The following is a 13954-nucleotide window of genomic DNA, read 5'->3' on the forward strand; positions in this document are numbered from 1 at the left end:
TACCACTACAAGGTTCCACTAAGGGGGACAAACAAGTGGTCTATCGGGTTACAGCCTCAACGGATTCCCGTGCTATCTGGAGTTCTTCGTTGGTGGGGATGACGAGAACCTTCACGCGCGAATCGGATGCCGAGATGATGCGCTCGCCACGATTTACTGCGGCGTTGGTGGCGATATCCATCTCGATCCCAAACGATTCGAGACCCTCGACGGTAGCCAGACGCGTGTTGGCGTTATTCTCGCCCACGCCGGCGGTGAACACGATTGCGTCTGCTCCGCCCAACGCCACGAGGTATGCACCGAGGTAGTGACGAAGCCGGTGGTAGTAGACGGCGAGCGCCGCCTGCGCACGCTCATCGCCCGCATCCGCCTTCGATTGCACATCGCGCATATCTCCAGTGCCGGTCATGCCAAGCAATCCACTCTCACGGTTAAGCAGGTGGTCTAATCCGGGGAGGTCCATTCCTGCCCGGCCGAGATGAAAAAGCGCCCCAGGATCGATATTTCCGGAGCGGGTGCCCATGACGAGCCCCTCGAGCGGAGTCATGCCCATTGAGGTGTCAACGCTGCGACCCCCGTCGATGGCGCACACGGATGCCCCGTTGCCGAGGTGAAACACAATCAGTTTGAGGTCGGCGAGATCTTTGCCCAGCACTGCGGCCGTCCGCCCCGCGACGTAGCGGTATGAGGTGCCGTGGAAACCGTAGCGGCGGATGCCGTGCACTCGGGCCAGTTCCGTATTAATCGCGTACGTGTAGGCGTGGGGCGGCAGCGTTCCGTGGAACGCGGTATCGAAAATTGCGACGTGCGGCACGGTCGAGAATGTCGCCCTCGCCGCCCGAATCCCCTTGAGGTTGGCGGGGTTGTGCAACGGCGCCAGTACTGAAATCTCTTCGAGCCGATCCTCAACCGCATCCGTAATCACGGTGGCTTGGGTGAACTCCGCCCCGCCGTGCACCACACGATGGCCGACGACCGCCGGATGCTCGTCCCCGAGCTCGGCCAAGATCTGCCGCATTCCGTCGTCGTGGTCTGCGGCTCCTCCGCCGGGTTCCCCGATGCGTTCCACGATGCCGCCGCTATAGACGGAACCGGACTCGGCATCGAGCAGCTCCCATTTGATCGACGATGAACCGGAGTTCACCACGAAGACCGTTGTCATTCTTACTCCTTGGCAGAGGCATCATCGGCGATGCCAGGTAGTGCGGCAGCCTCGGCGGCAACCGATTGAGCCTGGATCGCTGTGATCGCCACAGTGTTGACGATGTCTTGCACGAGGGCGCCTCGTGAAAGGTCGTTGATGGGTTTGCGTAGACCTTGGAGCACCGGCCCAATGGCGACTGCGCCAGCGCTGCGCTGCACGGCCTTGTATGTGTTGTTGCCTGTATTCAGATCGGGGAATATGAACACGGTGGCACGGCCGGCGACTTCTGAGTCGGGCATTTTTGATTTACCCACGGCGGCATCTACTGCAGCGTCATATTGAATGGGGCCATCAACGGCAAGATCAGGGCGTCGTTCGACCACGAGCGCGGTAGCGGCCCGCACCTTGTCAACGTCGGCGCCGGTGCCCGATGCTCCCGTGGAATACGACAGCATGGCGATGCGCTGTTCGATGCCAAATTGGGCGGCAGTCGCAGCAGACGAGATTGCGATGTCTGCCAGCTGCGCGGCATCCGGGTCGGGGTTTACCGCACAGTCGCCGTAGACGAGCACGCGGTCTTCGAGGCACATCAGGAACACACTCGATACGATCGACACATCGGGCTTGGTCTTGATGATTTCGAAACTGGGGCGGATGGTGTGAGCCGTGGTGTGGGCGGCGCCCGAGACCATGCCGTCGGCCAGCCCCAAGTGCACCATCATGGTGCCGAAGTAGGAGACGTCGGTCACCGTGTCTCGCGCCACCTCCATCGTCATTCCCTTGTGAGAACGCAGCTTCACATATTCCGTCGCGAATCGGGTGCGCAGTTCTTCGTCAAAGGGGCTCAGGATGCTCGCACCCGAGATGTCGAGACCGAGTTCAGCCGCGCGGCCACGCACCTCGCCCTCGTCACCCAGGATCGTGAGCTTGGCAACGCCGCGGCGCAACAGCGTGCTCGATGCGCGCAAAATGCGGTCATCACTGCCCTCCGGCAACACAATGTGCTGCGGGATGCTGCGAGCGCGATCAAGCAGACCGTACTCGAACATGAGCGGCGTGACGACGGTGGGCGGATGCAGGTCGAGTCGACGCAGCAGCTCTGCGGCATCCACATGCTGTTCGAACAGGGCAAGCGCCGTGTCGAACTTGCGGGGAGATTCAGCAGCCAAGCGACCGCGCGTCTTGGTAATAATGCGCGCGGTGTCATAGGTGCCGAACGAGGTACGAATCACCGGCAACGACACATCGAGACCATCCATGAGGCGCTCGACCTGGGGCAGCAGATCAAAACCACCGTTCAGGATGATGCCCGCAAGCGAGGGGAACGTCTCCGACGCGTGCGCCATCAGCGTCGCCAACAACACATCCGATCGGTCGCCAGCAACCACCACGACCGAGCCCTCGATGAGACGCAGCAGCACGTTCTCCATCGTCATACCCGCCACAACAACGCCGAGCGCTTCGCGCTGCAGCAGATCATCGTCGCCGCGCAGCAATTCACCATCAACGGCAGTGAGCAGAGAGGCAAGGCTGGGCGCGATAAGGAAGGGGTCTTCTGGGATAGCCCACACCGGAGTATCGTCGCCGACCGCTGCGCTCACTCCGGCGATGATGTCGGTCATGAAATCGGGGTCAGACCTGTTGACGATTACGCCGACCAACCGCGCGTGGGCGGCGTCAAGTTCTTGATGCGCAATCGAATACACCTGAGCCATGTCAGCGGGACTACGGCTCTCGCCGTCCTCGGACTGACCACCCAATACAAGGAGCACCGGAGCACCGAGGTTCGCGGCGACGCGCGCGTTATAGGAAAGTTCTGTGGGGCTGCCGACATCCGTGTAATCAGAACCGACAATCACGACAACATCGCACTGGGCCTCGACTGCCTTGAAACGTTCGATGATGCGGCTGAGCGCCAGTTCGGGGTCCGCGTGCACGTCGTCGTAGCCCACACCGACAGCCTCGTCGTAGCTGAGATTAACTGCGTCGTGACCGAGCAACATCTCTAAGACGTAATCTCGCTCATCGCTCGTGCGAGCGACTGGCCTAAACACCCCCAGACTCTTGGCTTCGCGACTGAGCGTGTCGAGTAGACCGAGGGCGATGGTGGACTTGCCAGCGTGGCCTTCGATGGAGGTGATGTAGATATTCCGCGTCACCTCTCCAGCCTACGCCGGAAGATACGCCCCAGAAGGAGATGCCGGGCGCTTAACAGAAAAGACCCCTCGCGCACCCGCCAGAGCCCGGTTACCCTTGCTACGTTTCCGTCCTGGGGGAATTGGCCTGGATGGCGCCACGCGAGGAGCCGCCCTCAGTCTACCCAAAATTATTGACCCTCGCGCGCCCGCGGCACTCCTCTAATCCAGAGTGTTTGGGACGCCGATTACCACTGGGCCGCCCACCCCGTTATGATCACTTGAGGCTGTTTGCGCTAACGCGCGTTCAACCTGTCAGGAGAATTCGCCTAGTGGCCTATGGCGCACGCTTGGAAAGCGTGTTGGGTGCAAGCCCTCGGGGGTTCGAATCCCCCATTCTCCGCACTTACCCCATTGTGATCGCCCACGCGAAAAAACGAAGGGAACGCCGTTGTCGACTAGGCCCGTGAGCCTCAAACCTCGCCGTGACGATCCTCGTCGTCGGCTCGTTCCGCCACTCTCACTATTTTGGCGTGGGTTTGTGGCTGGCCTTCTTTTCACCGTAGTAGTCTTCGGCGCACTTTATCTCCTCACAATCCCGGATGGGCCTTGGCTGGCGGTCGTGATCACTCAGGTGATCGCTCTAGCCGCTGCCACTCTCGCTGCCATTTCTTACTTTCGCATCGCTATCTGGATCGGTGCAGACTCGCCTCTGGTCACCGAGCGAGGGTTCCTCTTCGGCCGACTACGGCACTTCGATAGGTCAGAAGCCACGCTGATGGTGCGGTCAACGGTCTACACAAGCGATGGTTTGGAGTCGCGGGCCGAACTCTCCGTGATGGGCCACAATGGCCGTCGTCTGTTGCGCATGCGTGGGCAGTATTGGGCTCTCGAGGATTTTGAATTCGTCGCGTCCCAGTTCGATGTGCCGGTAGAAACAATTCCCGGCACCGTTTCCCACGGTGAAATTCGGCGCGATTATCCCGAAACCCTGTATACGTACGAGCGGTATCCCCTCCTCGTAGTCGCTATCGCGATTGGCACCACTGCCGCGGCCGCCGGCATCTTTGTCGCAGCGCTCACGGTAATCAACGCCCTCGCTCGTTAGCGGCAGCAGCGACTCCCCTTTAACGCACAAAAGCCGCAGTGCCGACGCCCTCTGGAGGGGCAACAGCACCGCGGCATTCGCGGCGAGGAGATCTGACTTAGCTCTTGACCGAGCCGCTCATCAGACCACCGATGAAGTACTTACCAAGCACGATGTACACGACCAGCGTGGGTAGCGATGCCAGCAGCGCTCCCGCCATCGCGGCACCGTAGTTGGCTAGTTGCGCGCCCTGAGCGAGGTTGTTGAGCGCAAGCGACACGGGCCCCTCATTCTGGTTCGACAGGAACAGCGCGAACAAGAAGTCGTTCCACGCTGAGGTGAACTGCCAGATGATCGTTACGACAAAGCCGGGAAGCGACAGCGGCAGGACGATGCTGCGGAACGTGCGCAGCATCCCCGAACCATCCATGCGAGCAGCCTCCATGAGCTCATGAGGGATGCCGGCGTAGTAGTTGCGGAAGATCAACGTACAGATCGGCAGACCGTAAATCACGTGCACCACGAGCAGGGTGGAGACATCGCTCGGCAATCCGAGGCTGGTCTTCATTTGCACGAGCGGCGTCATGATCGCCTGGTACGGAATGAACATTCCGAACAGGATGAACGTGAAGACGACGTCGGCGTACGGAAAGCGCCAGCGGGCGAGAACGAAACCGTTCATTGCTCCCAGGAACGACGCGATCAGTGCGGCGGGAATCGCCAGCAAGAACGTGCGACCGATGGATGCCGACAGCGCGTTCCAGGCGAGAGCCCAGTTGTCGAAGCCGGTTGGTCCGCCCTCGAAGGCGGGTTCCCACGGCCAGCGAACCGGAAGCCCCCACGAGGTGGCGGGGTTGACGTCCTGCGGCGGCTTGAGGCTCGTGACGATCAGCACGTACACGGGCATCAGCACAATGACCAGGAAGAACACCAGCAGCACGTACTTCGCGGTGCGACTCAACCCAGCGCGCGCACGGATCGCCGAACTCTGCGGCATGTGCGACTCGGTAGTGGGTTCGCTTGGCTTCTTGTCGAGTCCAGTTGCGACACTCATCCTTGCCTCTTCTCTGCGCGAGCGGTGTAGATCAAGTAGGGGACGATTACGACGGCAACGAAGAGCAACAGGATCGTCGCGATCGTGGCCGACTTGGCGTAGTCGTTAGAGGTCAAAGCAACCCACAGGTAGGTTGCGGGAACCTCGGTCTGGTAGATCGACTTCGTGATCGCCATGATGAGGTCGAAGACCTTGAGCGACATGTGGCCCACGATGATGAGAGCCGACAGCGCGACGGGGCTGAGCTGGGGGAAGATCACATAGCGGTAGAGCTTCCACTCGGTCGCGCCATCCATGCGGGCTGCTTCACGCAGCTCTTCAGGGATGCCACGGAAGCCCGAAAGGAAGAGCGCCATGACGTAGCCGGCGAGCTGCCAGATAGCGGGCAATGCAATGGCCGCCATGCCCCAGGTCGGATCGTTCCACCACGAGTTCTGGAGAAAGTCGAGCCCGAGGTTCTCGAAGATCCGGTTGAGTCCAGATGCACGGTCACCCTCAGCGCTGTTGAGCAACCAGCGCCAGACAACACCGGATGCCACGAACGAGATCGCCATGGGGAACAGGAACACCGAGCGGAAAACGCCCTCTGCGGTAACGCCCTTGTCGAGCATCCACGCCCACAAGAATCCGAAGATCATGGTGCCACCGATGAAGAAGAGGGTGAAGATACCAAGGTTCTGAAGCGAGTGGATGAAGCGCTCTTCGCCAAACAGAGCGATGTAGTTATCGAGTCCAACGAACTCAGTAGCGGGAACAAGACTGTTCCGGTTGCTGAGCGACACCGAGATGTTGGCGCCGATCAAGCCATAAACAAATATCCCGAGAACGATAATCGTCGGGGATATCAAGAGGAGCGGTGGGCCCCAGTTTTTGTATCCTTTTTTCACGCGCGAGCTCCTCGGTTTGCACGGTAGTGGGTGGAGACGTCTCCGCCCCCACCCACTGTGTCTCGTAGTGCTAGTTAGCCCTGAGCCTTGTCAGCGGCAGCAACGAGTCCGGACAGGAGCGAAGCTGCATCGCGGTCAGCGCCGAACTTACCGATAGCCGAGGAGATGTCTCCCGACCAGGCAATGCTGGCTGCTGCGCCGTGAGCGAGCGAGCTCACTACGGTGTCTTCACCGAAGGAGGTGATGGCGGTCTGCTGGTACGCGGGGTAGTCAGCGGCAACCGTGTCGGTGCGGGCCGGGATCGAACCCTTAGCGAGGTTGAATGCCTTCTGGCCTTCAGCCGAGCTGATGGTCGTCAGCCAGTCAATGGCAGCTGCTTCGTGAGGAGCGCCTACCGAGAGGGTGAACGAGTCAGCGAGGAAGTCGAAGACTCCATCGGTGCCGGGGGTTGCCCAGGTGGTGTACTCGTTGTCGTAGGTCCAACCAGCCTGCTGGAATGCAGACTCGGCCCAGTCACCCATGACGTTGTAGGCGGCGTTGCCATCGAGAACGATCTGCGTTGCAGCATCCCAGTCGAGGCCAGCGAAGTCGCTGTTGGTGTATTCGAGCAGGTCGCCGTAGTGACCGATTGCGGTCTCTACTCCAGCGTCATCCCAGGCCGTGTCGCCAGTCCAGAGTCCCGAGTAGCCCTCAGCGCCAAGGTCAGCGATGAGAACGTTTTCGAAGAGCTGCATCTGGGTCCACTCGGTTCCGAGGGCGAGAGGAGTCTCGACTCCGGCGTCCTTGAGCTTCTTCAGGTCAACAAGCCACGCGTCGATGTCGGCGGGAGCGGCCATCGGGTCGATGCCGGCATCCTCAAGCACCTGGGTGTTGGCCCAGACGACGTTGGCACGGTGGATGTTGCTGGGCACCGAGTAGATGGCACCGTCAACGGTGATGCGCTCAATCAGGCTCTCGGGGAAGACATCCGTGAGGCCGTTCTCTTGGTAGAACGAGCTGAGGTCCTGAAGCTGACCGGCGTTGATGTAGTCCGTGAGCTCTGCTCCGGCGTGGGCCTGGAACGTGTCCGGCGGGTCGTTTGACTCGAGGCGTGATGCAAGAGCAGCCTTGGCGTTAGAGCCGGCGCCGCCAGCTACAGACGCATTGATGAACTCAATGTCAGGGTTCTGCTCTTCGAATACCTTGACGAGAGCGTCAAGGCCGACCTTTTCTGATCCTGAGGCCCACCAGGTGAATACCTCAACCTGGTCAGCGTTGTCGGGGTCTGAGCTAGGGGTGCTCGAGCAGCCTGCCAGAACGAGGCCTAAGGCCACCGCCCCGGCAATAATGGAAAGTGGCTTACGCATTCTGTGTTCCTCCATTGGAAAGTGAGTGCTGTTCCGTTCAAGAAGTGAATCGGACGTTCACCAGTAAACTGTCTAACCGTTGGGTTTGACAAGTGAACGCAGCTACTTTTTCCACATTGGTATGGTCACAATTTGGCAACAGCGAGCTTGTTTCGGTTCGTTGCCACCACCAATCGGAGCGGAATACGTGCTCAATTTCCGCCAAAACACTGGGGTCTAGGCACGTGAGACCGCCCGGGCGTCCGCCACGGCGCGCTCGGGATGTCGGTCGAAATTAGCGACGCTTGAGAGTCGAAAAAATCCCGCGAAGCACCTCGCGCACGACCGTCTGTCCAGTTCGTGAACCCAAGGCGTCACCCAAAACGTTGGGTTGCTTGCGCGTTGTCGTGCGTGTTGTGGTGCGCGACGTCGTCTTTTTATTCATGTCTTTGAGCGCTCGTTCGTAGTCGGCTTGCACCTTCGCCTGCTCTTTGGCTTGCGCCTTCGCGAGCTTCTCCGCGTCTTTGGTGGCAACCTTCGCGGCCGCTTCAGCCGCTTCTGCTGCCTCCGCCTTGGCATCCGCTTCGGCCGCTGCATTCATCTTCACAGCCAATATTTCCCGCGCAGATTCGCGATCGATCGCGGTGCCGTACGTCGCCATCAGCGGGGATGCCGCGACCGCAGCCTCCATCGTGGCGGCATCCGTTGGCGACATTGAGCCTTGTGGGGCACGCAACCGAGTCCAAGCCACCGGAGTCGGAGCACCCTTTTCGTTCATGACAGTGATGATCGCCTCACCGGTGGCGAGGGACGTCAACACCTCGCCCAAGTCGTAACCCGACGTCGGGTAAGTCGACACTGTCGCTTTGAGCGCTTTTGCCGAGTCAGGCGTGTGGGCGCGCAGCTGGTGCTGGAAGCGAGATCCAATCTGCGCGAGCACATCGCTCGGCACATCCTTGGGCGTCTGCGTCACAAACACCACACCGACCCCCTTGGAACGGATCAGCCGAACCGTTTGCGTGATCGATTCGATGAAGTCCTTCGACGCATCGTTGAACAACAAATGAGCTTCATCGAAGAAGAAGACCAGTTTGGGCTTATCGATGTCGCCAACCTCAGGGAGGTCGTTAAAGAGATCGGCAAGAAGCCACATCAAGAACGTCGAGAAGAGCGCGGGTTTGTTGCTCACGCCCGGCAGCTCAAGCAGGCTCACGATGCCCTTGCCGTCAGCATTGGTGCGCAGAAAGAGCGAGGTATCGATCTCGGGCTCGCCAAAGAACTCGTCGGCACCCTCGTTCGCAAAGCCAATGAGCTCGCGCAGGATGACGCCGGCCGTCGCAGAGGACAACCCTCCCAGATTCTTCAGCTCGGCCTTGCCATCATCGCTCAACAGGTATTGCACGACAGCGCGCAAATCACTGAGATCAACCAGCGGCAGGCCGGTCTGATCGGCGTAGTGGAAAATCAGGCCCAGGCTCGATTCCTGGGTGTCGTTGAGGCCGAGCACCTTCGAGAGCAACAGCGGCCCAAAGCTGGAAACTGTCGCACGAATGGGAACGCCGATGCCCTTACCGCCGAGCGTGAAATACTCCGTCGGGGATGCCGCGGGCTGCCAGTCTTGGCCGATCGACTCGGTGCGCTCCAGCAACTTCTCGCTCGAACTGCCTGCCGTAGCGATACCCGAAAGGTCACCCTTGATATCGGCGGCGAAGACCGGAACCCCGGCGGCCGATAACTGCTCGGCAAGCACCTGCAGCGTCTTCGTTTTACCTGTTCCAGTAGCACCAGCCACCAAGCCGTGACGGTTGAGCATCGCAATCGGAATGCGCACGGGAACATCAGCGAGCGCATCTCCATTGACGAGAGCGCCCATCTCAAGCACGTCACCCTCGAAGGCATAGCCCTCGCGGATCTCGGTCACCTCGGTTGCGTCGAGAGGCCCGTCACCAGAGTCAGTGGTCTTGGAAGGTTGTGCTGCGGCGGGGTTTGCGCTGGCCGGTTCTGCGGTGGCCGGTTGCCCCGGAGCAGCTTCGGCGGGAGTCGCTTCGGCAGCGGGCTCGGCAGCGGCTTCGGCGGTGGCCGCCTCCGACGCTTCGGCAGCCGCTTGCTCGGCGGCAAGCGCGGCCTCAGCTGATGCCAGTTCGGCAGCCGCGAGCGCAGCCTGTGCCTCCGCTAGGGCTTTCTTGGCTGCTTCTACTTGGGCTGCGGCATCCGTCATGCTTCTAGCCTACGGAGTGAGGTCGCCTAGCGCGCTTTTTGAGGCCGAATTGTAGGTCTTCAGTCGCCAAGACATGCGCGAAGGGCGCCCACAAGATAACGCCGACACCGATACCAACGAGTGCGCCGCCGATGGTGTCGCTGAGCCAGTGAGCGCCGAGATACGTGCGGCTCAGAATCATCAGGATCGTGTACACGATGCCGACGACCAGCACCCATCGCCGCTGCAACAGGATGATCAACACGACCGAGAGCGTCGCCGCGTTGGCCACATGCCCCGAGGGGAATGAACCGAGGTCAGCGGTCACCAAGATCTCGTCGGGACGAGCACGACCATAGAACGATTTGAGCAACTGAACAACGCCGGCGCTCAATGCTGATGCCAGCAAAAAGTACAGAGCAGCCCAGCGACGTTTCACCAGAAAGAAAGCGAGTGCTCCTCCGAGCGGTACCACGAACACCCCAAACCAGCCGCCACCCAAGAAATTCATTGCTAAGGCCGGCACGGTGAAGATATCGGCTCGGATGCTCAGCAGATCGTCGAGCACCAACTGGTCGAGGCTCAGCACGCCGTCTCGTGTCGCGATCAGCACGCCGAGGAGCACCGCGAGCACTAGCGCGCTCACGCCGCTGATGAGAGGCCACCGCCGCGTAATCTGACGGGCTTCTGCGGGCGAAATTTCAGAGTTCACCGGTTCACGGTACCGGATGAATCTTCGCGACTGCCGAGACAATCCGCGGCTGTCAGCCTTTCGTAAGCCTCAGCATTTCTCGCGATACCTAGCGCGATAGTGCGGGCACGGTCCTCGGGCGAATGACGGTCCACATGACGATGATCGACACGATTGCCGTGCTCCCCATCACAATGCCCATCGGAATTGCGTTGGTGATTCCGAAGGCGCCAACAATGGGTGAGGTGAGTCCGGCAAGGCCAAAGTTCACGGCGCCCAACACTGACGCCGCCGTCGCTGCTTCTCCCCCGTGGTTGGCGAGCGCCAACACTTGAGTACAGGGGAACGAGAAGCCACAGGACATCACGAAGAAGAACAGGGGAATCAGCACCGTAATGAGATCGCCGTTCACAATGTCGAGGAACACGATCGTGGATGCCGAGAGCAGCAGCATGACTCCGGAGCCTGCAAGAATCCACTGCGGCCCGATGAATCGCATCAGGAATGCTGCGGACTGGACTCCGATCACGACCCCCACCGAGTTCACGGCGAAGACAAGACCGAACGCTTGAGGATCAAGACCGTAGACGTTCTGCAGGAGGAACGGAGATGAGGCGAGGTACGCGAAAAGCCCGGAGAAGGTCATTCCCGCGATGATCGCCGTGCCCACGAACACCCGGTCAGTGAAGAGCGCCTTGTAGCGTTGCCCTGCCGTAGCGTGGCCGAGATCTCGGCGCCGGGCTGGTGGCAAGGTTTCGATAATGAGGAACCACGCAGCTATCAATACCAAACCGGCGTAGACCGCCAAGAAGACGAACATTCCACGCCAGGGGGTGATCAGCAGAAGCTGAGACCCGATAAGCGGAGCCAAGATGGGCGCTAGCCCCTGCACGAGGGCAAGGCGTGACAGCATCCGCACCAGAGGAAGCCCGCCGAAGAGGTCGCGCACGATTGCCATGGTGACAACAGCACCCGCCGCCGCTCCCATTCCTTGGATAAGCCGAAACACAAAGAGCAGTTCGATGTTGGCCGCGAGGGCAACGCCGACACTCGCCATCAAGTGAACGCTGGTGGCAACGAGAAGCGGCAGTCGTCGACCGATCCGGTCGCTCAGCGGGCCAACAATCAGTTGACCAAGCGCAAAGCCAAGCGTCGTTGCTGTCAACGTGAGCTGCACAATCGCGGCCGTGGTGTCGAGATCCGCTTCAATGAGCGGGAACGCGGGCAGGTACAGGTCAACGGTAAACGGCCCGAGCGCGGTGAGTGCACCAAGCACGAGAACATACACAAGCCGTTGACGCGCAGAGAGCGAGTCACCGGGATGAACGACGGTAGTCAAGCGATTCCTAGCTAAGAGAGCGCCCGGTTGTGGGCGCGGCAAAAATGTGATGCCCGCAACCCCGAGGGCTCCCCCAGCCTACGCCCAGCGCACACCGCACCGGCACCCGGGCCAGCAGTGGTCTCCGAGAGGATGTGTGCGACCCGTCAGTCGGTGCGGTTCTGCTCCGCATACAACCGCGAGTACTCGCCGCCGCGCGTGATCAGCTCAGCGTGCGTTCCCCGCTCCACAATCGCGCCGGCGACGACAACGAAGATCACGTCCGCCGAGCGTACGGTCGACAGCCGGTGCGCGACAGCGATGGTCGTTCGACCCCGCGAAGCAGTGTCGAGAGCGGCTTGCACGATGCGCTCAGAGATCGAGTCCAACGCACTCGTTGCTTCGTCAAGGATCAGCACTCCAGGATCTTTGAGCAGCACGCGGGCAATAGCGATGCGCTGCTTCTCGCCGCCCGAAAGCCGGTAACCACGCTCCCCCACCGTGGTCGCATATCCGTCGGGGAACGACATGATCGTCTCGTGGATGTTGGCGGCGCGAGCCGCGGCTTCGATCTGCTCGGTGGTCGCATCCGGTCGCGCGTAGGAAAGGTTCTCGGCGATGCTCGCGTGAAAGAGATAGGTCTCTTGGCTCACTATGCCGATGTTTCGAATGAGGGAATCTTGAGTGAGGTTCTTGACGTCATCCCCGGCAAAGAGCACACGCCCGTCACTCGCTTCGTGCAGGCGCGGGATCAGGTAAGACACCGTGGTCTTGCCTGCACCCGACGGGCCGACAAACGCCGCGTACTGTCCGGCCTCAATCGAGAAGCTCACCGAGTCGAGCGTGGGTCTCGTGGATGCGTCGGCATCCGGATAGCGGAACGTCACGTTGTCGAAAGCGACCGCTCCGAGCTTGTCTGTGTTCACCTCGTGGGCGTCAGCCTTGTCGGTAATCGCGGGCTTGAGGTCGAGGTATTCGAAGATGCGCGCGAAGAGCGCCGATGACGTTTGAAGGTCGAGCGCCACACGCATGAGACCAAGAAGAGGGAACATGAGGCGCGCCTGCACGGTGGTGAAGGCAACGATCGTTCCCGCGGTCACGTCAACGCCACCAGTAATAAGGTACGCCGCGACCATATAGACAATCGCCGGGATGACCGAGAGGAAGATGTTGACGATGGCGAAGAACCACTGACCACTCATCTGCTGGCGCACCTGCAGATCGACCTGCTGTTCGTTCTCGTCGGAGTACCGCTGAGTCTCGATGTCTTGCTGATTGAAGCTCTTGGAGAGCAGGATCCCCGAGACGCTCAGTGACTCTTGAGTGATCGCCGTCATGTTACTGAGCGACTCTTGGGTCTTGGTAGCGATGCGCGCACGGATCTGTCCGACACGTCGTTGAGCAATCACAATGCCGGGGAGCACGATGATTGCGACCACGGTGAGCTGCCAGCTAAGCACAAGCATGCTGATGAACGCCGCAATCACGGTGACGGTGTTGCCGATGACGCTCGACACGGTGTTGTTGAGGACGCCCGCAACTCCACCGACATCGTTTTGAAGCCGAGATTGGATGACGCCCGTCTTCGTGCGGGTGAAGAACGCGAGTTCCATACGCTGCAGCTGGTCGAAGAGTCGCACCCGGAGAGCGCCCATGACTTTGTTACCTACTGTCGCGGTGAGGTAGGTCTGCCAGACCCCCAGCGCGGCAGAGGCTACCCAGAGCACGATCATGATGCTGACGAGTTGTGTCAGCACCGGGATGTTGGGGGTTCCTGCTGTCGGGAAGAGGCCCTCGTCGAACGCTTGCTTGGTGAGTAGCGGCGGCAACACACTAATGGCGGCGCCGATCAGCACCAGAGTGATGGTGAGCGTGAGCGCTGGCTTGTGAGGCTCAAAGAGTTGAGCGATGCGCCCGAGGAGATGGGGAATCTTGGGGGCTGCAGCGTTTTCTGCTTTTTGGGCGGAATAGTCTCCACCACTGACTCGGCCACCGCGTCGCGGGCCACCTACTGTGCTCATGATTCGAGCCTAGTTTGCAGTTTTGCCGTTAACGGCCAATCGCACAGCGCCCGAGTGCGCTGTGCGAGAAACCTCACAAAGGGAGTTCGGCGGGC

General features: G+C 60.5%; 10 protein-coding genes, 1 tRNA gene and 1 other RNA gene. 2 read left to right on the plus strand and 10 right to left on the minus strand.

Annotated features, from left to right (window positions below; translation table 11 throughout):
* Positions 1 to 40: 40 nt before the first annotated feature.
* The 3 genes from I6E74_RS12160 to ffs all read right to left on the minus strand — a co-directional run bounded on the left by I6E74_RS12160 (position 41) and on the right by ffs (position 3454).
* On the minus strand, positions 41 to 1162 hold the full coding sequence (locus I6E74_RS12160) for an acetate/propionate family kinase (RefSeq protein WP_197126044.1): 1122 nt from the start codon (positions 1160 to 1162) through the stop codon (positions 41 to 43).
* Positions 1163 to 1164: 2 nt separating this feature from the next.
* Positions 1165 to 3303 (minus strand): phosphate acetyltransferase, encoded by a 2139-nt coding sequence (pta, locus tag I6E74_RS12165; RefSeq protein WP_197126046.1) that lies wholly within the window; start codon positions 3301 to 3303, stop codon positions 1165 to 1167.
* Between the two features lie 54 nt (positions 3304 to 3357).
* Positions 3358 to 3454: signal recognition particle sRNA small type (gene ffs, locus I6E74_RS12170), an RNA gene on the minus strand.
* A 143-nt stretch (positions 3455 to 3597) separates the two neighbouring features.
* Here ffs and I6E74_RS12175 point away from each other — a divergent pair.
* A tRNA-Ser gene (locus I6E74_RS12175) sits at positions 3598 to 3682 on the plus strand.
* 138 nt (positions 3683 to 3820) lie between these two features.
* Positions 3821 to 4387 carry a hypothetical protein gene (locus I6E74_RS12180; RefSeq protein ID WP_307784469.1) on the plus strand — a complete coding sequence of 189 codons (567 nt, stop codon included), beginning with the start codon at positions 3821 to 3823 and terminating at the stop codon, positions 4385 to 4387.
* Between the two features lie 97 nt (positions 4388 to 4484).
* On the opposite strand, the gene I6E74_RS12185 is transcribed toward I6E74_RS12180, so the two are convergent.
* The 7 genes from I6E74_RS12185 to I6E74_RS12215 form a co-directional block, all read right to left on the minus strand.
* Positions 4485 to 5420, minus strand: a complete 936-nt coding sequence (locus I6E74_RS12185) for a carbohydrate ABC transporter permease (RefSeq protein ID WP_129073070.1) — start codon at positions 5418 to 5420, stop codon at positions 4485 to 4487.
* The gene (locus I6E74_RS12190) at positions 5417 to 6307 is read right to left on the minus strand and encodes a carbohydrate ABC transporter permease (RefSeq protein ID WP_197126050.1); all 891 of its coding nucleotides are present in this window, start codon (positions 6305 to 6307) and stop codon (positions 5417 to 5419) included. The genes I6E74_RS12185 and I6E74_RS12190 overlap by 4 nt, the downstream gene beginning before the upstream one ends.
* A gap of 74 nt (positions 6308 to 6381) precedes the next feature.
* Positions 6382 to 7653 (minus strand): ABC transporter substrate-binding protein, encoded by a 1272-nt coding sequence (locus tag I6E74_RS12195; RefSeq protein ID WP_197126052.1) that lies wholly within the window; start codon positions 7651 to 7653, stop codon positions 6382 to 6384.
* 274 nt (positions 7654 to 7927) lie between these two features.
* A complete protein-coding gene (locus tag I6E74_RS12200) occupies positions 7928 to 9850 on the minus strand; it encodes a helicase HerA-like domain-containing protein (protein ID WP_197126054.1) in 1923 nt (640 codons plus the stop codon).
* Between the two features lie 4 nt (positions 9851 to 9854).
* A complete protein-coding gene (locus tag I6E74_RS12205) occupies positions 9855 to 10541 on the minus strand; it encodes a phosphatase PAP2 family protein (protein ID WP_307784470.1) in 687 nt (228 codons plus the stop codon).
* Positions 10542 to 10629: 88 nt separating this feature from the next.
* Positions 10630 to 11859 (minus strand): multidrug effflux MFS transporter, encoded by a 1230-nt coding sequence (locus I6E74_RS12210; RefSeq protein WP_197126056.1) that lies wholly within the window; start codon positions 11857 to 11859, stop codon positions 10630 to 10632.
* 146 nt (positions 11860 to 12005) lie between these two features.
* Positions 12006 to 13859, minus strand: coding sequence for an ABC transporter ATP-binding protein (locus I6E74_RS12215; RefSeq protein WP_197126058.1), 1854 nt, complete (start codon positions 13857 to 13859; stop codon positions 12006 to 12008).
* Between the last annotated feature and the right edge of the window lie 95 nt (positions 13860 to 13954).

Source organism: Salinibacterium sp. SWN139 (genome assembly GCF_015864625.1).
Lineage (GTDB): Bacteria > Actinomycetota > Actinomycetes > Actinomycetales > Microbacteriaceae > Rhodoglobus.